At 56.6% G+C, this 24,921-nt stretch carries 22 protein-coding genes and 1 other annotated feature; of the genes, 16 read left to right on the top strand and 6 right to left on the bottom strand.

All coding sequences use genetic code 11. The annotated features are described in order from the left end of the window. Positions 1-55 precede the first annotated feature (55 nt). On the top strand, positions 56-838 hold the full coding sequence (locus tag M493_RS13620; protein ID WP_020960949.1) for a phosphotransferase family protein: 783 nt from the start codon (positions 56-58) through the stop codon (positions 836-838). Positions 839-931: 93 nt separating this feature from the next. Here the strand turns inward: M493_RS13620 and M493_RS13615 are convergent, their stop codons facing one another. Continuing rightward, positions 932-1,201, bottom strand: coding sequence for a YtzH-like family protein (locus M493_RS13615; protein WP_020960948.1), 270 nt, complete (start codon positions 1,199-1,201; stop codon positions 932-934). A 562-nt stretch (positions 1,202-1,763) separates the two neighbouring features. On the opposite strand from M493_RS13615, the gene trmB reads away from it, so the two are divergent. Next, complete coding sequence (gene trmB, locus M493_RS13605) at positions 1,764-2,411, top strand: tRNA (guanosine(46)-N7)-methyltransferase TrmB (RefSeq protein WP_020960946.1); 648 nt, start codon at positions 1,764-1,766, stop codon at positions 2,409-2,411. Positions 2,412-2,675: 264 nt separating this feature from the next. Beyond that, complete coding sequence (locus tag M493_RS13600) at positions 2,676-3,527, top strand: YtnP family quorum-quenching lactonase (RefSeq protein ID WP_020960944.1); 852 nt, start codon at positions 2,676-2,678, stop codon at positions 3,525-3,527. Here the strand turns inward: M493_RS13600 and M493_RS13595 are convergent. Next, positions 3,522-3,818, bottom strand: coding sequence for a PepSY domain-containing protein (locus M493_RS13595; protein ID WP_020960943.1), 297 nt, complete (start codon positions 3,816-3,818; stop codon positions 3,522-3,524). The two genes, M493_RS13600 and M493_RS13595, sit on opposite strands and share 6 nt — an antisense overlap. A 104-nt stretch (positions 3,819-3,922) precedes the next feature. Between M493_RS13595 and M493_RS13590 the strand changes: the two genes are divergently transcribed. The 11 genes from M493_RS13590 (at position 3,923) to ccpA (ending at position 15,455) form a co-directional block, all read left to right on the top strand. Next, positions 3,923-4,999 carry a M42 family metallopeptidase gene (locus M493_RS13590; protein WP_020960942.1) on the top strand — a complete coding sequence of 359 codons (1,077 nt, stop codon included), beginning with the start codon at positions 3,923-3,925 and terminating at the stop codon, positions 4,997-4,999. Positions 5,000-5,223: 224 nt separating this feature from the next. Continuing rightward, a complete protein-coding gene (locus M493_RS13585) occupies positions 5,224-5,754 on the top strand; it encodes a DUF84 family protein (protein WP_020960941.1) in 531 nt (176 codons plus the stop codon). A gap of 46 nt (positions 5,755-5,800) precedes the next feature. Next, the gene (locus tag M493_RS13580; RefSeq protein WP_020960940.1) at positions 5,801-6,598 is read left to right on the top strand and encodes a DUF1444 domain-containing protein; all 798 of its coding nucleotides are present in this window, start codon (positions 5,801-5,803) and stop codon (positions 6,596-6,598) included. A 21-nt stretch (positions 6,599-6,619) separates the two neighbouring features. After that, a complete protein-coding gene (gene ytpR / locus M493_RS13575; protein ID WP_020960939.1) occupies positions 6,620-7,225 on the top strand; it encodes a YtpR family tRNA-binding protein in 606 nt (201 codons plus the stop codon). Between the two features lie 102 nt (positions 7,226-7,327). Then, the gene (locus M493_RS13570; protein WP_020960938.1) at positions 7,328-9,670 is read left to right on the top strand and encodes a DNA translocase FtsK; all 2,343 of its coding nucleotides are present in this window, start codon (positions 7,328-7,330) and stop codon (positions 9,668-9,670) included. Between the two features lie 127 nt (positions 9,671-9,797). Then, a complete protein-coding gene (gene murC / locus M493_RS13565) occupies positions 9,798-11,102 on the top strand; it encodes a UDP-N-acetylmuramate--L-alanine ligase (RefSeq protein WP_020960937.1) in 1,305 nt (434 codons plus the stop codon). A gap of 426 nt (positions 11,103-11,528) precedes the next feature. After that, positions 11,529-11,978, top strand: coding sequence for a DUF948 domain-containing protein (locus M493_RS13555; protein WP_020960935.1), 450 nt, complete (start codon positions 11,529-11,531; stop codon positions 11,976-11,978). Beyond that, a complete protein-coding gene (locus M493_RS13550) occupies positions 11,965-12,426 on the top strand; it encodes a hypothetical protein (RefSeq protein WP_020960934.1) in 462 nt (153 codons plus the stop codon). The genes M493_RS13555 and M493_RS13550 overlap by 14 nt, the downstream gene beginning before the upstream one ends. Before the next feature lie 5 nt (positions 12,427-12,431). After that, positions 12,432-12,764, top strand: coding sequence for a bacillithiol system redox-active protein YtxJ (gene ytxJ, locus M493_RS13545; protein WP_020960933.1), 333 nt, complete (start codon positions 12,432-12,434; stop codon positions 12,762-12,764). Between the two features lie 241 nt (positions 12,765-13,005). After that, on the top strand, positions 13,006-14,088 hold the full coding sequence (locus M493_RS13540) for a bifunctional 3-deoxy-7-phosphoheptulonate synthase/chorismate mutase (RefSeq protein ID WP_020960932.1): 1,083 nt from the start codon (positions 13,006-13,008) through the stop codon (positions 14,086-14,088). A 371-nt stretch (positions 14,089-14,459) separates the two neighbouring features. Further along, a complete protein-coding gene (ccpA, locus tag M493_RS13535; RefSeq protein ID WP_020960930.1) occupies positions 14,460-15,455 on the top strand; it encodes a catabolite control protein A in 996 nt (331 codons plus the stop codon). A 403-nt stretch (positions 15,456-15,858) separates the two neighbouring features. Here the strand turns inward: ccpA and M493_RS13530 are convergent, their stop codons facing one another. From M493_RS13530 to M493_RS13520, 3 genes are read right to left on the bottom strand one after another with little or no spacing between them, the layout of a single operon-like run. Beyond that, positions 15,859-17,028 (bottom strand): acetoin utilization protein AcuC, encoded by a 1,170-nt coding sequence (locus M493_RS13530; protein ID WP_020960929.1) that lies wholly within the window; start codon positions 17,026-17,028, stop codon positions 15,859-15,861. After that, positions 17,025-17,669: an acetoin utilization AcuB family protein gene (locus M493_RS13525; RefSeq protein ID WP_020960928.1), complete on the bottom strand. Its 645-nt coding sequence runs from the start codon at positions 17,667-17,669 to the stop codon at positions 17,025-17,027. Before M493_RS13525 ends, M493_RS13530 begins: the two co-directional genes overlap by 4 nt. Before the next feature lie 33 nt (positions 17,670-17,702). Further along, positions 17,703-18,335 carry a GNAT family N-acetyltransferase gene (locus M493_RS13520; protein WP_020960927.1) on the bottom strand — a complete coding sequence of 211 codons (633 nt, stop codon included), beginning with the start codon at positions 18,333-18,335 and terminating at the stop codon, positions 17,703-17,705. A 175-nt stretch (positions 18,336-18,510) separates the two neighbouring features. Here M493_RS13520 and acsA point away from each other — a divergent pair, with 175 nt between their 5' ends. Further along, a complete protein-coding gene (gene acsA / locus M493_RS13515; protein WP_020960926.1) occupies positions 18,511-20,226 on the top strand; it encodes an acetate--CoA ligase in 1,716 nt (571 codons plus the stop codon). 241 nt (positions 20,227-20,467) lie between these two features. Here the strand turns inward: acsA and M493_RS13510 are convergent, their stop codons facing one another. Continuing rightward, positions 20,468-23,218, bottom strand: coding sequence for a transglycosylase domain-containing protein (locus M493_RS13510; protein ID WP_020960925.1), 2,751 nt, complete (start codon positions 23,216-23,218; stop codon positions 20,468-20,470). Positions 23,219-23,373: 155 nt separating this feature from the next. Continuing rightward, positions 23,374-23,596: a binding site (T-box leader), on the top strand. Between the two features lie 52 nt (positions 23,597-23,648). Between M493_RS13510 and tyrS the strand changes: the two genes are divergently transcribed. Beyond that, positions 23,649-24,908 carry a tyrosine--tRNA ligase gene (gene tyrS, locus M493_RS13505; protein WP_020960924.1) on the top strand — a complete coding sequence of 420 codons (1,260 nt, stop codon included), beginning with the start codon at positions 23,649-23,651 and terminating at the stop codon, positions 24,906-24,908. Positions 24,909-24,921: the final 13 nt, after the last annotated feature.

Here is a 24,921-nt window from a genome sequence, read left to right as displayed (position 1 = left end):
CAAGAAGAAGCAAACGGACACGTTTTCTATTTTTTAAGTCGCAGGTGAACATGCTTTGGAACAGTTACTAGGTAAGGAGTGGGAGATCACTCCGGCTGGCGGTGCAACAGGGGATGCGTATTTTGCCGAATATGAAGGGAAAAAGCTGTTTTTGAAGCGGAACTCTTCGCCGTTTCTTGCCGTATTGTCGGCGGAGGGGATCGTTCCGAAGCTCGTCTGGACGAAACGGCTGGAAAACGGCGATGTGTTTACGGCCCAGCAATGGCTGAACGGCCGCGAGCTGAAACCGAATGAGATGGGAAGCGAACAAGTGGCGGCGCTGCTGCGGAAAATTCATAGTTCCAAAGAGCTGGTGACGATGCTGAAACGGCTCGGCAAAACGCCGCTGCGCCCCGAGACGATGTTCGCTGTGCTCGCCGAGCGGCAGCAACGCCATCCGAGCGCTGCTGCGGCCGTTCATGAAGCGCTCGCCTGGCTCGAACAGCGCGTGGCATCATTGCCCGATGATCAGCACGTCGTGTGCCATTGTGACATGAACCATAACAATTGGCTGCTTGCCGATGATGGCACATTGTACTTGATCGATTGGGACGGGGCAGTCATCGGGGATCCGGCCATTGACATCGGCATGCTGCTTCATTTATACATTCCGCGCCCTCAATGGGAAGCGTGGCTGCATCAGTATGGACTGGCATGGACGGAGGGGTTGGCCCTCCGCCTGAAGTGGTATGCGATCGCTCATACGTTGTATTCGCTCTTTTGGCCGAAAGGGAAGGACAGCCAAAAGGAAAAGGAACAGTCATTGCAGCTATTGCAATGCATCATAGCGGAACAGTAGCCGTTAGAGGCTGCCGGAACGGTCCCGGAAAAGAAAACGGAACGCCGGCAACGCTTCGCGGCGTCTCTTTTTGGCCGGCGCGCGGCCGCGCGTTTACGACAGCCCGTTTACCCAATCGGCGAGCTGGTCTTGGTGTGCGGAAATATGGGCGTTTAAATCGGGGCTGTATTTTCCGCCTTGGCCGTAGGCGTAAATGTTCGGAAGAATGTGCTTGACATCCGCGCTCACCTCGTTGTTGGCGAGCAGCGATTTGACAAGCCGTTCGATTTGTTCACATTCGGAAACCGTTCCGCAACAATCAAGCTGGTGTTCGGATAAAATATCGCGGAGCACGGTCAATTGGTGGTTATGGTCGAGCGGCATGCCGGTCACCATCCTTTAGCAAAGCTGTACGGTTGTAATATGCCCGGGTTTGGCGGCGTTTATGCCTGGGCGTTTTCTAAAGAAGCCTCCCGCCTCAAGGAACGTGAAGGATCACCCGGTGGGGGCGGGAGAGGAACGGCGGTTGGCGTCAGCCAAAATGCATGATACGATCCACGGATATCATGTTCTTTGGGAACCGGGGTAGCGTCAAACGTTTGATGAAAACTCCACACAGGCCATCCCATGGAGCATCGTGAGGCATCCTTGGAGCCGGATTCGCCCTTGACCAACACCCGCCAAAGGAACCGGAGATGAGGGGGCATGGAAACCATCCAAAGAAGCGACGCTTTCCATGCGGAAAAGAGCCAAGGCGCGAAAGAACCCCGAATCATCGGGCGCCTACGGTTGGAACGACCCGAAGCTACGTTCAGAAAGGTTGCGTTCGCCGTGGAACGGAGAAGCCCCCTCTGCAAGCGTTCGCTAAGTGGCGGGCAGCTTGCGTACGGGTATACTACCAAAGCAGCGTCAAAACAATAAACGGAAACGAGACAGAGGTGTCTATATGCGTTTGCGCAACAAACCATGGGCGAAAGAAAAAATCGCCGCTTACCCTCATTACGTCATCCCTGATCCGGAGGCAAAGCGCGGACGGTGGCATGAGCTGTTCGGCAACGATCGGCCGATTCATATTGAAATCGGCACCGGAAAGGGAAAATTTATTACCGGAATGGCCAAGCTGCATCGTGACGTCAATTTCATCGGCATTGAGCTGTATCCGAGCGTGCTCGTGTCAGCGCTTGATAAGCTGATTGAGAGCGAGCTGCCGAACGTGCGGCTGCTCAATGCGAACGCGAAAGATCTCGGCTTGTTTTTTGCCGACGGGGAAGTCTCCCGCATTTATTTGAACTTTTCCGATCCGTGGCCGAAAAAGCGGCACGAGAAGCGGCGGCTCACATACCGGGATTTTTTGGCGCTTTATGAGCGCATATTAACGGAGGACGGCGACATTCATTTGAAAACGGACAACCAGCCGTTTTTTGAATACTCGCTCGTCAGTTTGTCGCAATACGGCTTTGTGCTCGCGGCGGTTCAGCTCGATTTGCATCGGAGCGATGTGGAAGGCAATGTGATGACCGAATACGAAGAGAAGTTTTCCGCCAAAGGAAACCGCATTTACCGCTGCGAGGCGGTGCGCCCGCGGCGGGCGTAGCGGCACACGAAAGAGCCCCAACAGGCGGGGCTTTTTTTTGTTTGACGAAAAGCCGGCGGGGGATATGGAAAAACGCCGAATGGCAGCCAGGCCGCCTTGTCCGGAGGGGATGAAAGGCGGCGCTCAAACGGAAAAAGGTTGAATGGCACCGGTTCGTCCACGGAACACCGCCGCTTTCCCATCGGTTTAAAATGAAACGGCGGTGTGGTTTTTTCTTTCTCGATTATGAAGAAAATGGTACACTAAGGAAGGGGGGAGATGGACATGGAACAGCTGAAAATCGGGCAAATCACATTGACATGGCTGAACGGAGGCGTCACCCACTTGGACGGCGGGGCGATGTTTGGCGTCGTTCCGAAGCCGCTTTGGTCGAAAAAGTATCCGCCAAACGACAACAACCAAATTGAGCTGCGCACCGACCCGATTTTGGTCGAAGCGGGCGGCAAGCGGCTGCTCATTGAATCCGGCATCGGCAACGGCAAGCTGACCGACAAGCAAAAGCGCAACTTCGGCGTCACCGAAGAATCGTCGCTCGATGAGTCGCTTGCCGAGCTCGGCTTGGCGCGCCGCGACATTGACATCGTCATCATGACGCACCTTCATTTTGATCATGCGTGCGGCTTGACGGTGTGGGAAGACGGACGGCTCGTGCCGGCTTTTCCGCGCGCGGCGGTCATCGTGTCGGATGTCGAGTGGGACGAGATGCGGGCTCCGAACATCCGCTCGCGCAACACGTATTGGAAAGAAAATTGGGAGCCGATTGCCGACCGCGTCGTTCCGTTTGCGAACGAGACTGAAGTCGTTCCGGGAATCCGCCTTATACATACCGGCGGGCATAGCGCCGGCCATGCGATCGTGGTGATCGAATCGGACGGGGAGATGGCGATTCATCTCGGCGATTTGCTTGGCACGCATGCCCATCAAAACGTCCTTTGGGTGATGGCGTACGACGACTACCCGATGGACTCCATTTTTGCCAAACAGCAATGGCTCCCGTACGGCATAGAACGAAACGCCTGGTTTACGTTTTACCATGACGCCTATTACCGGGCGGTGAAATGGCAGGCGGACGGGGCGATCGCCGCGGCGGTGAAGCGGAACCGGCCGCCGCTATAACGGTTTGGCCTCGATGACCGCGCCGGTGTAGGCGTTGACGAAAAACTCCGCATCCCCGTCGTCGCGGCAAACGCCGCCGCGATAAACGGTGTACGTCAATCCGTTTTTCTCATACTGCTCCGGAGCGGACTGAATCCATGAGCCGCGAATGGCGCGCCGTCCGCCAAGCGAGGCTTTCGCCATCGCGAGCGCTCGTTCCGGCGTGAGAAGCGCCGGCTTTGCGGCGGCGCGGACGGCGCAGATGGCGGCGGCGCCCACTGCGGCGCCAACGATCCATTTTTTCCAAGCCATGCGGTCGTTCCTCCTTTTGCCTTGATACGGTTTAGTATAGCCGATTTTGGCGAAATAGGTAAGGAGGGCGGAAAAGGAACCGAAAACGGAAAGGAAGATAGGCGATGAACCGAGAAACGCTCCAACTGTTTCAGACGTTGACCGAGCTGCCGGGCGCGCCGGGTTATGAGCACCCGGTCCGGCAGTTTATGCGCCAAGAGCTGGCGAAATACGCCGATGAAGTGGTGCAAGACCGGCTCGGCAGCATTTTCGGCGTCAAGCGCGGCGACGAAACCGGCCCGACGGTGATGGTCGCCGGCCATATGGACGAGGTCGGGTTTATGGTGACGGCGATTGCCGACAACGGCATGATCCGCTTTCAAACGCTCGGCGGCTGGTGGAACCAAGTGCTGCTCGCCCAGCGCGTGCAAATTATCACGGACAACGGGCCGGTCATCGGCGTCATCGGCTCGATTCCGCCGCACTTGCTTGATGAAGAGCAGCGCCATAAGCCGATGGAACTGAAAAACATGCTCATTGACATTGGCGCGGAAAGCCGCGACGACGCGGAGCGCATCGGCATTCGCCCCGGCCAGCCGATCGTGCCGGTCAGCCCGTTTACGCCGCTCGCGAACGGGAAAACGGTGATGGCAAAGGCGTGGGACAACCGGTTCGGCTGCGGGCTGGCGATTGAACTGCTGAAAGAGCTCCAAGGCGCAGCGCTGCCAAACGTCCTGTACGCCGGCGCGACCGTGCAGGAAGAAGTCGGGCTGCGCGGGGCGCAGACGGCGGCTTCGCTGATCGACCCGGACATCTTTTTCGCTTTGGAGGCGAGCCCGGCGAACGATATGACCGGCGACAAGCAGGCGTTTGGCCACATCGGGAAAGGAGCGCTCGTCCGTCTGTACGACCGGACGATGATCACGCATCGCGGCATGCGCGAATTTGTGCTCGATACGGCCGAGTCGCTTGATGTGCCGTACCAATTTTTCATCTCCCCGGGCGGGGGGACGGACGCCGGAAGAGTCCATGTCGCCAACCGCGGCGTGCCGTCGGCGGTGATCGGCCTTTGCGCCCGTTACATTCATACGCATGCGGCGATCATTCATGTCGATGATTATGCGGCGGCGAAAGCGCTCATCGTCGAGCTCGTGAAACGGTGCGACCGGACGACGGTCGAGGCGATCCGCCAAAACAGCTAGGCAAAGAGAAACAAACGGCAGAGCGGAACAAAGGGAGGGGGAGAAGCGGCAGCTTCTCCTTTTCCATGGGTAGCGTCAAACGTTTGATGTAAACTCCACACAGGCCATCCCATGGGGCATCGTGAGGCATCCTTGGAGCCGGATTCGCCCTTGACCAACACCCGCCAAAGGTGAGAAAGCGTCGTCAAGGGCGACGGGGACAAAAAAGAGCGAAGGAGGCAATGATGAAAACTGTTGCAGTCGGAACGAAAAACGAAGCGAAAGTCGCCGCCGTCCGCGCGGTGTTCGCCGCGCCGTCGTGGCGCCTTGTGCCGCTTGATGTGCCATCCGGTGTCTCCGCCCAGCCGCTGTCCGATGAAGAAACGCGGCTCGGGGCGATGAACCGCGCCAAACGGGCGCTGGACGCGGCGGGAGCGGAGATCGGCATCGGGTTGGAAGGCGGCGTGATGCGGATCGACGGGCAATGGTGGCTGTGCAATTGGGGGGCGCTGGCCGACCGAAGCGGCCTTGTCCTTACCGCCGCGGGCGCGCGCCTTGCCCTGCCGCCGGAGATCGGCGCCGGGCTTGAAGCAGGAAGAGAACTCGGCGATGTGATGGAGGAATACACCGGGCGGCGGAACATCCGGACGAACGAAGGAGCGGTCGGTGTGTTGACGAACGGGCGCATCAAGCGCTCGGCGATGTTTTCCCACATCGTCGGACTGCTGGCCGGTCAATACGAATTTTTTTGTCAAAACGGACCGTTCACGGTATGATAAAAGGGAGCGGCTGACGACGCCATTACACTAAGGAGGCAGACGAATGGACAGCCGGCAAATGTACGAGACGATCAAAAAGCGTCTAGACGGCCATCCGCACTGGACGTTTCGCTTTGACGCCAAGCAGGATGCGATGCGCATCGAGGACGAACGCACGAAAAAAGGCGTGACGATTTCGCTTCCCGGCGTGATCGCCAAGTGGCACGAACAAAAAGACGAAGCGGTGCGCGAAATCATTTATTACGTCGAAGAGACGCTGAAAACGATGGAAGAGGCGGCCGCGCTTTCCGGCAACGAGCGGAACATTTATCCGGTCATCCGCTCGACATCGTTTCCGACGGAAACGAAAGAAGGCGTGCCGCTTTTGCATGACAGCCATACGGCGGAAACGCGCATTTATTATGCGCTTGATTTAGGCAAAACGTACCGTCTGATCGATGAACAGATGCTGAAAACGGAGCGATGGAGCGCTGGGCGGGTGAAGGAAATCGCCCGCTTCAACGTCCGGTCGCTGCCGACGCCGGTAAAAGAAGACCGCGTGGCGGACAATGTGTTTTATTTTGTCAACACGAACGATGGCTACGATGCGAGCCGGATATTAAACGAGGCGTTTTTGGCGGAGATGAAGGCGCGCGTCGACGGGACGATGGCGTTGGCCGTGCCGCACCAAGATGTGCTCATCATCGCGGATTTGCGCAACGAGATCGGCTATGACGTTCTGGCGCAAATGACGATGAGCTTTTTTGCCGGCGGCCGCGTGCCGATTACGGCTTTGTCGTTTTTGTACGAAAACGGAACGCTTGAACCCATTTTCATTTTAGGAAAAAACCGGAGAACGTGAGGCGCAAGGAGGAGTCAACCGATGAACGTGTTTTACAACCGCGAAGGAATTGGCGATGTGTTGCTTGTGTCGTTCAAGCCAGTGGCGGCCGAGGAGCGGGCGTTTGCAAAACAAGGCGACGTCGTCCGCATCTTTTCGGAACGGAGCGGGGAGACGGTCGGCTACAACATTTTTTCCGCCTCTTCCTACCATCCGTTTTCCGGCAGCGGCCCGCTCGATGTCAATGAAGAACTCGTTGGCGTCATCAATGACATTTTGGCGAAAAACGGATTCAACGAGCCGATTGAAGCCGATTTGTCGCCGAAATTCGTTGTCGGATACGTAAAAGAAAAGGAGAAACATCCGAACGCCGACAAGCTGAGCGTCTGCCAAGTCGATGTCGGCGATGAAGTGCTGCAAATCGTCTGCGGGGCGCCGAACGTCGCCGCCGGGCAAAAAGTCGTCGTCGCCAAAATCGGCGCCGTCATGCCGAGCGGCCTGGTCATTCAAGAAAGCGAACTGCGCGGCGTCCGGTCATCCGGCATGATTTGTTCGGCGCGCGAACTTGGGCTGCCGAACGCCCCGCAAGAAAAAGGGATTCTTGTGCTTTCCGATGAATATAAAGTCGGACAGCCGTTCACGATGTAACGGGACGATACGCGCGCGCCGGATGTCATCCGGCCGGAACGTCACTGGAACTGACTCCAGTGGCGTTTTTTCCGACAATGAATAGAAAGAGTGGAACGAGCGATGAAATTTTGGAAACGATGGCTCCGTTTTTTAACGGATGAGGAAGAACCCGAACAACCGGCTGACGGGGAACGAACAAGCCACATGACGGAACATGTTGAGGCGAAAGTCGTGTACCAATACCCGCAAGGCCGCTTCCGGTTTCCGCTCATTCCGGATGACCAAGCTGCGGAGGTCCGGGAAACGCCAAGGAGAATGGCCGCCGAGGACAACCGGCGGAAGGCTCCCCGACGCCCGTCTGTTGAGACGACGGCGGAAGCGGCGGAAAAAAAGCCGTTCCGCCCGTCCGATGTGCCGTCTCCTGTTTTTGGATACTATAAACATCATAGTGAACAGCGGCAACGGGTGACAGAACAAGGCACCATTGCCGCTATGCGGGCGGTGGAAAAAACGGACAGCGGCCCTGTCTCCCAGGCAGCCGCTAGGCCAGGCGAACCTGCTCCGCCGCCCCGCTCTTCTCGTTTAGCCGATGCCGCTGCGCCGCAGGAGGCGCTTGAAGCAGCCGGCCAAAGCGGGAAAGAGGAAGCGGCGGTTGCTGACATGAAAGAGGAACAAGCCCCTGCACCGCTTCGGTCAGCCGCATCTGCGGCTGAACAGGAAGGCGGCTCTCATGCCGGCGGAGGCGGACCGGAATCGCTGCCGCCGGCGGCGCAAACGGAGGAAACCCGGCCGGGCGAGCGCGATGACCGCGGCGATGAACAAAAGGAAGCGCCGGAGACCGATGAGAGGAATGCGGACTCTGTTTCCCAAGAAGACGAGGCGGCGCTTCGTTCCCCGCTGCCGGTTGGCGAAAACGGTCATCCGGCCGCCCGCAGCCGCCCGGAACGAGCGCGCATCCCGTACAATGTGATGATGCTAAAACAAGACCGGCGCAAGCTCGAGGAACGTTCCCGCCGGGACGGCTATTCGCTGCCGCCGCTCGCCCTGCTTGAGCCGCCGGGGGAAGCAGCGGCCCGCGACGAGCAATGGATTCACGAACAATGCGCCCGCCTCGATCAGACGTTTGCGAGCTTCCATATCGGGGCCCACGTCGTCGGAGCGACGCAAGGACCGACGGTGACACAGTTTGAAGTGCAGCCTGATTTGGGCGTGAAAGTGAGCAAAATTACGAGCTTGACGGACGACATGAAGCTCAGCCTGGCGGCGAAAGACATTCGGATTGAAGCGCCGATTCCGGGGAAACGGACGATCGGCATCGAAGTGCCGAACCCGTCGAGCCGCCCGGTGCGGCTCCGGGAAATTTTAGACGACCGCGCGTTCCGCTGCCGCCGCTCCCCGCTCACCGTCGCTCTTGGGCTTGATATTAGCGGGGCGCCGGTCGTGACTGACATCGGGAAAATGCCGCACGGACTGATCGCCGGGGCGACCGGGTCAGGCAAAAGTGTCTGCATGAACGCCATGCTGGTCAGTATGTTATATAAAGCCGCTCCGCATGAGGTGAAATGGCTGCTGATCGACCCGAAAATGGTGGAGCTCGCTCCGTACAACGGCTTGCCCCATTTGCTCAGCCCGGTCATTACCGAAGCGAAAGCGGCCGCCGGGGCGCTCAAATGGGCGGTTGGCGAAATGGAGCGGCGGTATGAACAGTTTGTCCACGCCGGTGTGCGCGATATCGAAAAATACAATGAGCACCTTCGCGAACGCGGCGGAAGCGAGCCGCCCTTGCCGTATATCGTCATTGTGATCGACGAGCTGGCCGATCTTATGATGGCCGCTCCGGCCGATGTCGAGGAATCGATTTGCCGGCTGGCGCAAAAGGCGCGGGCATGCGGCATTCATTTGTTGATCGCCACACAGCGGCCGTCGGTCGATGTCATCACCGGCTTGATCAAAGCGAACATTCCGACGCGCATCGCCTTTTCTGTTTCGTCCCAAGTCGATTCGCGCACCATTTTGGATGTGAACGGCGCCGAGCGGCTGCTTGGGCGCGGCGATATGCTTTTTTTGGAAAACGGATCGGCCAAGCCGGTGCGGCTGCAAGGCTGTTTCATTTCCGATGAGGAAATTGAACGGGTGACGGCGCACGTAAAAGCACAGCAAGGCCCTTCGTACATGTTCAGTCCGGACGAATTCCGGCAGACGGCGGCGTTCGGGGAGGAAGACGATGAATTGTTTGAGGAAGCGTGCCGGTTTGTCATCGCCCAGGGCGGGGCATCGACATCGAGTTTGCAGCGCCATTTCCGCATCGGCTACAACCGCGCCGCCCGGCTCATCGAGATGATGGAGGAGCAGGGGCTGATTTCCGAAGCGCGCGGCAGCAAACCGCGCGATGTGTTGATGAGCGAGGAAGAGTGGACGCGGTGGCGCGAGCAGAGGGACGTTTTTTCCCCTTCCGGTCGGTAGTGTTTTGCCGCCCGGCGTGCTATAATGGGGAAATGAGACAGCCGGTACAGTGGAATGAAATAAATGGCAAAACTAGATGAATATCATATACTGTCTTACAGAGAGACGATGGTTGGAGGGCTTAGCGATGACAGTTTACCATTTTGTTGGCATTAAAGGCACGGGGATGAGCGCGCTCGCACAAGTGCTTCACGATCTCGGCTATACGGTGCAAGGGTCGGACGTCGGAAAATGGTTTTTTACACAAAAGGCGCTTGAAGAGCGGGGCATCCCGGTTTTGCCTTTTTCAAAAGACAATATTCGCCCGGGTTATACGGTCATTGCCGGCAATGCATTTCCAGACGCACATGAGGAAATCGAAGCGGCCCGTCAGCTCGGCATTCCTGTCATTCGATACCATCGCTTTTTAGGGGAGTTGGCAGGCAAGTTTACGAGTATTGCGGTGACTGGCTCACACGGAAAGACGACGACGACGGGACTGCTCGCCCATGTGATGCAAGGGGCGCATCCAACGTCGTATTTAATCGGAGATGGAACGGGAAAAGGAGAGCCGGGGAGCCAATACTTTGTGTTTGAAGCATGCGAATATCGCCGGCATTTTCTTTCCTATTTTCCAGATTATGCAATCATCACAAACATTGACTTCGACCACCCCGACTATTTTGCCAATATTGATGACGTCTTTTCTGCATTTCAGCAAATGGCGGAACAAGTGAAAAAAGCGATTGTCGCTTATGGTGACGATCCGTACTTGCAAAAGATCCAGGCGAAAGTGCCGATGTTGTTTTACGGATTTGGCGACGAAAACGATTTTCAGGCGCGCAACATTGTCAAAACGACTGAAGGGACAGCGTTTGACGTATTTGTGCGCAACACGTTTTTCTCCTCTTTCACCATTCCGCGCTTTGGCACCCATAACGTGCTCAATGCGCTCGCGGTCATCGCCCTTTGCCATTACGAAGGGGTGGACGCCGCCACCATCGCCGCCCGGCTGCAAACGTTCCAAGGGGTGAAGCGCCGCTTCAGTGAAAAAACGGTCGGGCGCCAAGTGTTAATTGACGATTACGCGCACCATCCGCGCGAAATTATGGCGACATTGGAGGCGGCGAGACAAAAGTACCCGGGGCGGGAAGTTGTCGCCATCTTCCAGCCGCACACGTATACGCGGACGCAGACGTTTTTGCGCGAGTTTGCCGAAAGTTTAAAGCAGGCTGACCACGTCTATTTGTGCGACATTTTCGGCTCGGCGCGCGAGCACGGAGGCAAGCTGTCCATCCGCGATTTGCAGGCGCAAATTCCGCGCTCGCAGCTGCTTGAGGAGGACAACATAGCTGTATTGAAGCAGCATCGCGACGCGGTGCTCGTGTTTATGGGCGCCGGTGATATTCAAAAGTTTCAACAGGCATACGAACAGGCCGTTCTTTCCGCCTGACGGCCGACGGGAAGCGGGCCGCGATGAAGACGGCCCGCTTTTTAACGGATTTCCGAAAGAAGCCTCCATCTCAAGGAGCGTAAAGGGCGCCGCTTGGTGAGCAGGCGGGGGATGCACTCTCAAAACGAGAGGGATCGCTCGGCCAACTTCCCGTCGATGGACGGGATGGCGCGAGAAGCCGCCACTTCAATATCCGCCAGGATATCGGAAGCGGGGGGTTCACTTAACTGCGCGCCGCCGCGCCTACGCGGAACGGACGGCTTTGATTTTCACCGGCGGGAGGCGGGGGCCCGCGCTTTTGCTGCGGATTGGCCGGGAAAGATCGAGCGCCGGGCAGGAAACGAAGGAGGCGATGTCGAAGTTTGAAAACGGGACGGAATAGGTACAAAGAGGACAAAACGGTCCGACAAGCAAGGGGGAGACAAGGTGGAATGGCTTTTGTACGCAAGCGCCGCACTCATCGCTGCCGCTTTTTTGCTTCTGGTAGTGTACATAGCGAAAACGCTCATCGTCTTGCAGGAGACGCTGCGCCGGCTGACGGCGGCGGTCAGCCATGCCGATGAACAAGTGCAAACGGTTGCGAAAGAGGTGGCCCGGCTTCTCCATACGGCCAACAACATCGCCGGCGATGTGCAAACCAAGACGGAAAAGTTAAACAGCGCGGTTGAGGCGGTGAATGAAATCGGCGGCACTGTTCGGTCGCTGAACCGCGCGCTTCGGCAGACAGCTGCCGCGCTGTCCGCAAGAGCGGGCCAAGGGCAAGAAAAGTGGGCGAAAGCGCTGCGTTGGGCAAATGTTTTGCTCGATCTATGGGAAAAATGGAGAGAAAGGGAACAACTGCGCAAAAAGGAGGGGATGCCAAATGGCAAAAAATAATGGTGGATTTTTGCTTGGGGCGCTTGTCGGCGGCATTGCCGGCGCGGCCGCTGCGCTGTTTTTAACGAGCGACAAAGGCCGGAAGTGGCTGGACGGTTTGAATCAGCCCGCCACGTGGGAGCCGGTGAAAGCGACAGCCCTCGAATGGATGGAAACAGCGAAAGAGAAAACGAAAGAGATCGCCGATTTCATCCCGCTGAAAACAGCCGGAAACGCAGAAGGTGGACAACGTGCTGACGGAAGCGTCCAAGAGGCGGCGATCCCCATTTCGGCCGCGGGGCTAAAAGGCGGGGAAAGCGCGGATGAAAGCGGCAAAGCAATGACAATCCCGATTCCGCCATCCGCCGGTCCGGCTGATCGCGAAACGCTGCAAAAGCTGCTTGAAGAAGCGGAAGCGGCGCTCGATGACGCTGAGCAAAACATGCCATACCGAAAAGAAACGGAGTGAGGGCGATGGGAATGGAGAAACTGGAGACGACCGAACAGTTTGACCGTCTCCTCAACGAAACGAACCGCTTTTTATTCGTGAAACATAGCCTGACATGCCCGATCAGCCAGGCGGCATTCCGCGAGTGTGAGACGTTCGCCGCCGATCATCCGGAGCTCGCCGTCTATTGTTTGTATGTTCAAGAGGCGCGCCCGCTTTCCACGTACATCGCGAAGCTGACGGGCGTTAAGCATGAGTCGCCGCAAGTGCTGTTGTTTGAAAACGGCCGGGTCGTCTGGCATACGTCCCATTGGAATATTACGTATGAGGCGTTAACAACGCACACCGCCGCCGTATAACCGCCTGCTGGGCAGGCGGTTTTGGCCGTTCGTTTTGCTTTACCACTTAAAAGCGTTTAATCAAAAAAGCATTTTTTTCGTGACAACCAAGATTTCATCCAGTATAATAAAGACTAATTACAAAACCTAGCCGTTATGTTGCCGGACGGGGAGAAGTGCCGCAAGCGCGGCTTGCCGGCGTCCTGCGGGCGACTAGGAGCGCGAAACATCGCACGACATTTGGCGAAAGGATGGGGGAAGCATGAGCAACGAAAGATTAGATGAGCTGCGGGCGAGAGTCGACGAAATCAACTTGCAACTGTTGGAACTGATCAATGAACGGGGACGGCTCGTCCAAGAAATCGGCAAAATCAAAGAAACGCAAGGGACGCACCGCTATGATCCGGTGCGCGAGCGGAAAATGCTCGACCTCATTTCCGAGCATAACGACGGTCCGTTTGAAACATCGACGCTGCAGCACATTTTCAAGGAAATTTTCAAAGCGGCGCTCGAGCTGCAAGAAGATGACCATCGAAAAGCGCTGCTCGTCTCGCGGAAAAAGCATCCGGAAAACACGATCGTCGAGGTGAAGGGCGAACGGATCGGCGATGGCAACCAATATTTCGTCATGGGCCCGTGTGCCGTAGAAAGCTACGAGCAAGTGGCCGCGGTCGCCGATGCGGTGAAAAAACAAGGCATTAAGCTGTTGCGCGGCGGCGCGTACAAACCGCGCACTTCGCCGTACGATTTCCAAGGGCTCGGCGTTGAAGGGCTGAAAATTTTGAAACGGATCGCCGATGAATTTGATTTGGCCGTCATCAGCGAAATCGTCACGCCGGCCGATATTGAGACCGCCTTGGATTATATCGACGTCATCCAAATCGGCGCGCGCAACATGCAAAACTTTGAATTGCTGAAAGCGGCCGGTCAGGTGAACAAGCCAATTTTGTTAAAACGCGGTCTGGCCGCGACGATCGAAGAATTCATCAACGCCGCTGAATACATCATGTCGCAAGGCAATGGGCAAATCATTTTGTGCGAGCGCGGCATCCGCACGTACGAGCGGGCGACGCGCAATACGCTCGACATTTCCGCCGTGCCGATCTTAAAGAAAGAAACCCACTTGCCGGTGTTCGTCGATGTCACCCATTCGACCGGGCGGCGCGATTTGCTCATTCCGTGCGCCAAAGCGGCGTTGGCGATCGGCGCTGACGGCGTCATGGCCGAAGTCCACCCGGATCCGGCTGTCGCCTTGTCCGATTCCGCCCAACAAATGGACATCGCCCAATTCAACGAGTTTATGGAAGAAGTACGCGCCTTCCAACGTCAGTTCGTTCAGGCGTAAAACCGCTTCCCCTTCGGTTTCGGCCGGAGGGGATTTTTCTCGTTCCGATCCGTATCGGAAGAACATGGCCATAAGTGCGGCTTTGAGGAGTGGAAACATGGCCGCCTTTGGTGTGCACATTTTCGGAGAAAAGCGGAGGTGGACGGAAGGCAGCCGAACGTGTGCGTGTTTCTTTCCGGTTCGTGATAACATCTCGTTTTGCATGACATTGTTCCAACGCTTTTTGGGCAAACTATCGATGAACGGTTTGTGAACAAACCAGCAAAATCATTGCCATTTCGTTGCGTGTCGGCCATAATGTATCGTATGATAGTTGTACATATATCGGAACTCTCACCGGTTACCGGATCGAGGAAAAAGGAGTGAACGGAATGACCGTAACGATTTATGACGTGGCGCGGGAGGCGAACGTTTCGATGGCGACGGTCTCGCGCGTCGTAAACGGCAACCCGAACGTCAAGCCGTCGACAAGGAAAAAAGTATTGGAAGCGATCGAGCGGCTTGGCTACCGTCCGAATGCGGTGGCGCGGGGTCTTGCCAGCAAAAAAACGACAACGGTCGGGGTGATCATCCCGGATATTTCGAGCATCTTCTTTGCCGAGCTGGCGCGCGGCATTGAAGATATTGCGACGATGTATAAATACAACATTATTTTAAGCAATTCCGACCAAAACAAAGAAAAAGAGCTGCATTTGCTCAATACGATGCTCGCAAAACAAGTGGACGGCATTTTGTTTATGGGCGGAACGATCACCGAAGAGCATGTCGCTGAGTTTCAAAAATCGTCCGTGCCGATCGTGCTTGCGGCGACAGTGGAGCCCAACCATACGATCCCATCGGTCAACATCGACTACGAGCAGGCCGCGTTTGAAGCGGTGACGTATTTGCTTGAGAAAGGAAACCGGCGCGTGGCTTACGTAACCGGTCCGACCGACGACCCGATTAACCAGCGGAAACTGGCCGGCTACCGTCGGGCGCTTGAGGAGCAAGGAGTGCCGTATGAAGAAGAACTCGTCGTGGAAGGCGACAACTCATACGACTCCGGTTTGGAAGCGTACGAGAAAATCATGGAGCTTGCCGAACGGCCGACGGCGGTATTTGCCGGAACGGACGAAATGGCGCTCGGCATCATTCACAGCGCCCAAGATCATGGCGTGCGCGTGCCGGACGAGTTGGAAGTCGTCGGCTTTGACAACACAAGGCTGGCGACGATGGTGCGGCCGCGGCTGACGACCGTTGTGCAGCCGATGTATGACATCGGCGCGGTGGCGATGCGGTTATTGACAAAGTATATGAACAAGGAACAAGTTGACAACCATATCGTTGTCTTGCCGCACCGGCTCGAGACGCGCGAGTCGACGAAGTAGGCAGCGGGAAAAGAGGGGGTGTCTCAAAAGCAACGAGACACCCTTTTTCATGGCGGTCGATCAGCATTAAACCGGTTCCCCCTTCTCCACTCTTGTCTTTCACTGAAGGATGGACGGGCGGTTTGCTTCCCCACTTCGCTAACACTTGAAGCGGGGGCTTCTCGCCCGCTTTCGATGAATGCCTGAAAGCGACATGCTAGAAGCCGCGGCCCGCCGGCGCCGCAAGCGAAGGCCAGGACGGCTCGGTGAACGGGGGCAAAGCTTCCTAGTTTGAAAACGGCTTGATTCGGCTGCGCGCCCATTCCGTCAAGCCAAACGGAAAGCGTGCGGAGAGAGCCGCGGCCCGCCCTTTTGTCAATGGAACAGGCGAATCCATGTGCGTCCGGGGGCCGGCCAACGGAAGTCAAGTGCCCGCGCGCCGCTGGCTGCGGATAAAATACAACGCTTTTTCCACCGTCTGGGCGTTTTTTTCGCTAATTTCCGCCTTGCGTGGGATCGGCGGGTACAGTCCGTCCGGGTCGTCCCATTCAAACGGCAGTGTGACGGGTGAAAGCGGTCGCCACCGTTCGCGCCACTCAACCGGCAGTGAGCCGGAAATATCGGATTGTTCCGTCATTTCCAGCCAAAGAAACGCCCACGCCCGCGGCACGACGCGCCAAATGTCATATCCGCCGCCGCCGACCGCGATCCAGCGCCCGCGGCAATATTCATGGGCGATTTGATGGGCGAGCTTCGGAATGGCGCGGTACGTTTTCATCGTCACCGACAAATGGGTGAGCGGATCATAATAGTGGGCGTCGACCCCGTTTTGCGTCACGATGACATCGGGGCGGAAAAAGTCGGCGATTTCCCTTAGCGCCGTCGTGTAGGCCGCGATCCATGATTCGTCTTCCGTAAACGCATCGACCGGAATGTTGAACGAATAGCCGTATCCGGCGCCGTGGCCGCGCTCGTTGACGTTTCCCGTCCCCGGAAACAAGTACCGTCCGGTCTCATGGATCGAGAAGGTGCATACGTTCGGATCGTCGTAAAACGCCCATTGCACCCCGTCGCCATGGTGGGCGTCGGTGTCGACATACAACACGCGCAGCCCGTATTTTTCGCGAATGTATTGAATGGCGACCGCGCTGTCGTTGTAGACGCAAAAGCCGGACGCTTTGCCGCGGAACCCGTGATGCAAGCCGCCGCCAAGGTTGAGCGCGTGCTCTGCCCGGCCGGATAAGACACAGTCCACGGCCGTCAGCGTGCTGCCGACAAGGAGCGCGCTCGCCTCGTGCATGTTCGGGAAAATCGGCGTGTCCTCGGTGCCGAGACCGTAGTTGAGCGCCGCTGTCTCAGACAGCTCGCCGCGCCCGGCGGCTTTGACCGCCTCGATGTACGCCCGGTCGTGGATGAGGCCGAGCTCCTCGTCTGTCGCCATGCGCGGAGGGACGATATGCCGGTCATCGAGCGCGCCGGCCGACCGCAGTAAATCGTACGTCAGTTTGACCCGCAGCTGGTTGAACGGATGATCGTCATGAAATTTATATTGAAGAAATTCGTCGCTATACACAAATACGCACGTTTCGCTCATGACGTAACCCCCGGCAAGTTCGGCCATAGCACCGTATAGCCGGCCTTTTTCAAGTCATGGATCAAACTGATCGGGTTCATCGTTTGCACGCGAAACACTAAAATCTTATAGTTTGGATCACTGTCTGGGTAAAGAAGGACGCTGGCGATATTGACGTGGCGCTCGGCGATGATGGCCGCCGCCTTGCCAAGCATGCCGGTTTCATTCGGCACCTTGATTTCGATTTGCGATCCGGGCTGATGGGCGCCGGTCAGCTGAATGAGCGTATGCAATAAATCTGTTTCGGTGATGATGCCAACGAGCTTTCCGCCGTTGACGACCGGCAGGCAGCCGATCCGGTGCTCGTAAAAGAGCGCGGCCACTTCTTCGACAAAATCGAGCGGATGGCCGACGATGACGTCCGTTTTCATAATCGTGCTGACCGGTTTTTGCAAGTCATCCAGCTGTTCGTGAAGATGAAAAATGGATGGGCTGGCGTCGCGCAAATCACGGTCGGTCACAAGACCGACTAACCGCCCTTCCCCGTCGACGACCGGAAGATGGCGGATGCGGTGATGCCGGAGCAGCTGCAGCGCTTCGGCGATCGTATTGGTGGCGCGGAGCGTGACCACCGTTGTTTTCATGACTTGTTCCACAATCATAGTTCTCCTCTCCCCCCTTTGCGTATCGCACGCTTAGTACATATAACGGTTCATAAACCGAAGCCGGTCAAACCGTTGAATCGATTCCGGATCGACCCGTTTGCCGATGCGGACCATCAGGCAGTTCGCCGGGTGGGAACAAATTTCCGGGTCGTCGGTCGCATACCAGACGAGCCCGCCGGCGTTCATCATTTTCTCCATCATTTTCCGGTATTCCCACACGTTCAGCCCCGTGCCTTTTAAATCCCAATGCCAGTAATATTCGGTCGTAATGATGATGTAATCTTCCATGGCGTCGTCCATCATGGACACGATGAGCAAGTTTTTCCCGACGCCACATCCGCGAAACTCGGGAATGACTTCAATGGCGCCTAGCTCAAGCAAATTTTCCATGTTTCCTTCCGACCACCGCTCAAGCGGGTCGGGATATAAAAACGTGACATAACCGACGATCATATCGCCGCGGCGGGCGATGATGATCCGCCCTTCCGGCAGTTTGGCGATCCCGATCAACGCTTCATGCTGTTTGGCGGGCGGGCGGAAGGCAGTTAAGTCGCGGTGAAACTCATAGCCGGCCAACGCTTCCGCCGTCACCGGCCCTTCGATGAGAAGCGTTCCGTTCGGCGTTTTCAGCTCCTTGGCGTTATACGTTTTTGGATGTTCCATTCGGCCACCACCTGGATTCATTGTTCTTCCTCCATTATACCGGAAATCCATCCTCCATTGGCGCAATTCAAAAAAATTTCAAAGAAATAGGGACGAGGAATATTTTAAAAATTGAGAATCTGTTTATTATCCACTATAATAGAAATGTAACCACTTACATAAGGGGGATCGGAGAATGAAAACGGAACTGTTGCCAGTCGTACAAGGGGACTACAACTTGAAAAACTACGAGGAAACATACAAGCAATTTCAATGGTCGGAAACAGAGAAAGCGTTTTCTTGGTATGAGACGGGACGGGTCAACATGGCGTACGAGGCGATCGACCGCCATGCTGAGTCGTTCCGCAAAAATAAAGTGGCGCTTTACTATCGGGATGCGGTGCGCAATGAGAAATATACGTTTAAAGAAATGAAAGAAATGTCGAACAAAGTGGCCAACGTCTTGAAAAATGTGGCCGAGATTGGAAAAGGCGACCGCGTGTTCGTCTTTATGCCGCGCTCGCCGGAACTGTACTTCACGGTGCTCGGCATCATTAAAACCGGCGCCATCGTCGGGCCGCTGTTTGAAGCGTTCATGGAAGGCGCGGTGCGCGACCGTCTTGAAGACAGCGGGGCGAAAGCGATCGTCACGACCCCGGAACTCTTGCCGCGCGTGCCGGTCAACGACTTGCCGGAGTTACAATACGTCTTTTTGGTCGGCGACGGCATTGTTGAGGAAGGGCCGTACATCGATTTGAAAAAGCGGATGAACGAGGCGAGCAAGCACTTTGACATCGAATGGGTCGACCGCCAAGACGGCTTGATTTTGCACTATACGTCCGGTTCGACCGGAAAACCGAAAGGCGTCCTGCACGTTCATAACGCCATGATCCAGCACTATCAAACGGCCAAATGGGTGTTGGATTTAAAAGAAGACGACGTTTATTGGTGCACGGCCGACCCGGGGTGGGTGACCGGGACATCGTACGGCATTTTCGGCCCATGGCTGTGCGGGGCGTCAAGCGTTATCGTCGGCGGCCGCTTCAGCCCGGACGCCTGGTATGAAACGATCGAAGAGTTCGGCGTCACCGTCTGGTACAGCGCGCCGACGGCGTTCCGCATGCTGATGGGCGCCGGCGATGAAGTGGTGAAAAAATATGACTTAAGCTCGCTCCGTCACATTTTGAGCGTCGGCGAGCCGCTCAACCCGGAAGTCATCCGCTGGGGGCTGAAAGTGTTCGGACGCCGCATTCACGATACGTGGTGGATGACGGAAACAGGGGCGCATCTCATCTGCAACTACCCGTGCATGGAAATCAAGCCGGGATCGATGGGGAAACCGATTCCGGGCGTCGAGGCGGCGATCGTCGACGATCACGGAAACGTCCTGCCGCCGTACCGGATGGGCAACCTCGCGATTAAAAAAGGCTGGCCGTCGATGATGAAGACGATTTGGAACAACCCGCAAAAATACGAATCGTACTTCATCGGCGACTGGTACGTATCAGGCGACTCGGCCTATATGGACGAAGACGGCTATTTCTGGTTCCAAGGGCGCGTCGACGATGTCATCAACACATCGGGCGAGCGCGTCGGGCCGTTTGAAGTCGAAAGCAAGCTCGTCGAGCATCCGGCCGTGGCCGAAGCCGGCGTCATCGGCAAGCCGGATCCGGTGCGCGGGGAAATCATCAAAGCGTTCATTGCGCTCCGCGAAGGCTACGAGCCGTCTGAGGAATTGAAGGAAGACATCCGCCAGTTCGTGAAGAAAGGGCTCGCCGCCCATGCCGCACCGCGCGAAATCGAGTTCCGCGACAAACTGCCGAAAACGCGGAGCGGGAAAATCATGCGCCGCGTCTTGAAAGCGTGGGAGCTGAACTTGCCGACCGGCGACTTGTCGACGTTGGAAGATTAATCATGAAACCGGCGCCCGGAGCAATGCCGCTCCGGACGCTTTTTTATTGGCGCCGGCATGAAACTAAAACGGGGGGGGGCGCACGTTTTCCCAAAAAGCGGCAAAAGAAGCGGAGCCGTTAGGGGGCGGATAGAGAAAACGGCCGCAAAGAGCGGCGGCGAAAGGCTCCCTCCCCTCCCCTGATCAAGGTTCCCCCATAAAAAAACGTTCCAACCGAATGGTTGGAACGCCTCCCGATCAGTTAGCGGGGAGAGGGCGGGGGAGCGGTGTGGCCTCCCGCGTTGTCCGCGCCGGCGGGCGGATTGGCCGGTTGGGCCGCCGGCAACGTGATTTGGCCCGATGGCGCCGATTCCCGACCGGCAATATCCACAGCGGTGACATAATAAACCGCTCCCGGTTTGAGGGCGGAAAAGGAAGCCGATTCCCCCTCTTTAATGGTGGCGACGATTTGCCGCTTCCCGGTTTCACTCACTTGATAGACGCGGTAGCCGATGACATCGCGCTCTCCATGGCGGGGCCAGACGAGCTGATTGCCGCTCAGACGGGCGGCCGGCGGGGCGGGGACGCGTCCGTTTTCTTTTAGCGTGCCGACAACCAACGCATCGCCAGCCCACGCCGTTCCATCGATCCCCCACTGATTGAGCAAGGCAGGATTGACGATGACCCCGCGGGTGACAAACTCTCTAGGCGTCGTCTCGAGCGCCGCATACCGCTTTCCGTCAACGACGACAAACTGTCCTTCGGTCAAATAGTCCTCGCTTCCTTGTTTTGGGGTAAACTTCGCATTATACAAATCATAGCGGACGAGTCCGGCTTTTTCGCATGCCGCTGACGGGCTGAATCCGCTCGCGGCGCAATACGCGCGGCGAACAATGCCGCCCGGCATTAAAAACCGTTCCGGCGGATCGATGAGCTTTGGTTTTACACGGTAGGCGGCATTCATAAACTGCGCCCATAGCAGTTGGGTGCGCCGGCTGTACGAAAGCCCTTTGTAGCGCGATTCAAGCGGCGCCGGCCGGTCGTAGCCGATCCAAACGCCGAACGTGACATTCGGGTTCGTGGCCACAAACCACGAATCGCGATTGTCCTGCGATGTTCCGGTTTTGCCTGCCCAGTCCGAAGAAAACGTCAAGTACCCCGGCACCGACGAGGCCGTGCCGCCATGCAGCACGTCGCGCATCATATCGATCATCAAGTACGACGTCTGCGGAGAAAAGACCGGAACCGGCTTGCTTGTATGCTCGTAAACGATCTTTCCGTCGCTGTCGGTAATTTTTTCGATCATATACGCATCGACAAAGGAACCGTAATTGGCAAATGTCGCATACGCGTTGACGTTTTCTTCAACAGTGACCCCGATATGCGTTCCGCCGATCGCCAAGGACGGATTCGCCTCTTCTTGCTTGGCGACGCTTGTGATCCCCATTTTATGCAAGTAGTCGACCGGATGGCGGCTTTGGATTTTCATATACGTCCGAATGGCCGGGATGTTGTACGACTGTTGGAGCGCGCGCCGCGCCGAGACGAGGCCGTGCATTTTTCCGTCGGCGTTTTGCGGCGTATACGAGCCGATCGAAAGCGGAAGGTCGGGAATGACCGATCCGGGTTGAACGATGCCCATCTCCATCGCCGGTGCGTACACTAAGAGCGGCTTCATCGTTGAACCGTTTGAACGGTACGCCTGGGTGGCGTGATTGAGCTGTTCGCGCCCGTAATCGCGGCCGCCGACAAAGCTGATGATTTTGCCCGTTTTGTTTTCAATCAGCATCGCCCCGACTTCAACCGGCTGGCGATGGATGACCGTTTTCCCCGTTTGCTTGTCTTGCGTGCGATACACACGATCGCGCCCGTAATACGGATAGCGGGCGGCCACCTCCTGCATCCGTTCATAAATGTCTTTGTCGATCGTCGTATAAATGCGCAATCCCCCTTGCCGCAGCGCTTTTTCCGCCTCGCCGAGGTAGCGGCGGCGGAGGTCGGCATCGCGCGCCCACTCTTTCGCCGAATGGCCGTCGCGTTTGGCGAACGTTTCCGCCAGCACGTCTTTCGCCCGCCGCTCAATTTCCATCGTCAAAAACGGATACCGTTCAAACGGCGACGGCTTCGGCGGGGCGAAATGTTTCGCTACATCGTAGGCGAGCGCTTCTTGATATTGCGCTTCGGAAATATAGCCGGCCCGCTTCATCCGGTACAGCACCGTTTTCATCCGCTTCAAACCGGCCGAGATATCTTGTTTAAGGCGGCCGTCAGCGGCAAACGGTGTGTACACGAACGGGTTTTGCGGCAAGCCGGCTAAAAACGCCGCCTGCGCCAAATTCAGCTCTTTGGCGTCGACGCCAAACACCCCTTGGGCGGCGGCTTGGATGCCGGCAATGTTGCGCCCGGACGAGCTGCGGCCGAACGGGACGACGTTTAAGTAGGCTTCCAAAATCTCTTCTTTTGAAAAAAAGCGCTCAAGGCGCAGCGCCAACAACATTTCCTTCGCCTTGCGCTCAAACGACACTTCGCTCGTCAGCAGCTGGTTTTTGACAAGCTGCTGCGTGAGCGTGCTGCCGCCGCTTTTGATCGGCGAGTTGGTCACTTCTTGAAACATGGCGCGAATAACGGCCTTTGGAACGACACCGTCATGCTCGTAAAAATGCTCATCTTCCGTGGCGATCACCGCCTGCACGACATACGGGGAGACGTCGGAAAGGGGCACCGCCTCGCGGTCGAGATCAGACCGGAACCGCCCTAAATAGACGCCGTTGGCAAAATACATATGGCTTGTTTCTTCATAACTATAAATCTCGCTTTTCATTTTGTCTTGCGAGGGGACCGCCATATCTTTCACCAAAAAGGCGAAATAGCCGGCGCCGGCGCCAACGGCCAAACAAACGAGGCAGAGCGCGGCGATGAGCAAAATAAGGGTGACATTCCAAACGACGTCATATGTAAGCGAAAAATAATGCCACACTTTTTGCAAAGAAGCGCGAAACTGTTTTTGTTCCATGCCGGGCCCCCTATACTGGCAAATCATATATATAAGTATAACATAGTCGCGCGCGCCGTTGCGGAATTTTGTCGCTTTTTCACCGTTTGTGGCGAAAGAAGCCGGAGTTGACAGCGCGTATGTCTATATGGTAAAAGAATGTATATATTCATACCGAAAAAGCGATGACGGGAACGAGTAGCGGTTGCTTCCCTGGTGCAGAGAGCTGGCGGACGGTGCGAGCCAGTCCATAGGCAAACGTGAATTACCTCCCCGAGCAGCGATGGCGAACGGCTTGCGCCCAGTAGCCATCCGCCGGCATGCGCCGTTACCGAAATGAGCGGGAAAGCAGAGCGCTTTCCAAGTAGGGTGGTACCGCGACGAACACTCGCCCCTTCAGACAGGGCGGGTGTTTTCTTTTTGTCTGACATTTCATAACGAGGTGAGGAACATGGATTTGCTTGCAGAACTGCAATGGCGCGGGCTCGTCAACCAAACGACAGACGAAGACGGGCTCCGGAACCTGTTGAATGAGGAGCGAGTGACGCTTTATTGCGGGTTTGACCCGACCGCTGACAGTTTGCATATCGGCAATTTAGCGGCCATTTTGACGTTGCGCCGCTTCCAGCAGGCCGGACACCGGCCGGTCGCTTTAGTCGGCGGGGCGACCGGGTTGATCGGCGACCCGAGCGGCAAAAAAAGCGAGCGCACGCTCAACGCCAAAGAAACGGTCGAAGCGTGGAGCGCCCGCATTAAAGAGCAGCTCAGCCGCTTTTTAGATTTTGAGGCCGATGGGAATGCGGCCGAAATTAAAAACAACTACGACTGGATCGGGCCGCTGGATGTCGTGACGTTTTTGCGCGACGTCGGCAAACATTTCAGCATCAATTACATGCTGGCGAAAGAGTCGGTGCAGTCGCGCATCGAAACGGGCATTTCATTTACCGAGTTTACGTATATGATGCTGCAGGCGTACGATTTCCTCCGTTTGTACGAGACCGAACAATGCCGCCTGCAAATCGGCGGGAGCGACCAGTGGGGCAACATCACAGCCGGGCTTGAGCTCATCCGCAAAACGAAAGGGGAAGCGAAAGCGTTCGGTTTGACGATCCCGCTTGTGACGAAAGCCGACGGCACGAAATTCGGCAAAACGGAAAGCGGCACGATTTGGCTTGATGCGGACAAAACGTCGCCGTATGAGTTTTACCAATTTTGGATCAACACCGATGACCGCGATGTCATCCGTTACTTGAAATACTTCACGTTCCTGTCGAAAGAAGAGATCGACGCGCTCGAGCAACAATTGCGTGAGGCGCCGGAGAAGCGGGCGGCGCAAAAGGCGCTCGCCGAAGAAGTGACCAGGCTTGTGCACGGTGAAGAGGCGCTCAAGCAGGCGATCCGCATTTCCGAAGCGCTCTTTAGCGGCGACATCGCCAACTTGACGGCCGCGGAAATCGAGCAAGGGTTTAAAGACGTGCCGTCATTCGTCCATGAAGGCGGCGACATTCCGCTTGTCGAGCTGCTCGTTGCCGCGAACATTTCGCCGTCCAAACGCCAGGCGCGCGAAGACATTCAAAACGGCGCCATTTATGTGAACGGCGAACGCATTCAAGACGTTGGGGCGGTTCTGACCGAGGGGCATCGTCTCGAAGGGCGGTTTACCGTCATCCGCCGCGGCAAGAAAAAATATTCCTTAATCCGCTACGCCTAAACAGAAAAAGATC

It is taken from the genome of Geobacillus genomosp. 3 (assembly GCF_000445995.2).
Lineage (GTDB): Bacteria > Bacillota > Bacilli > Bacillales > Anoxybacillaceae > Geobacillus.
This window is presented reverse-complemented; position numbering and strand designations above follow the sequence as displayed.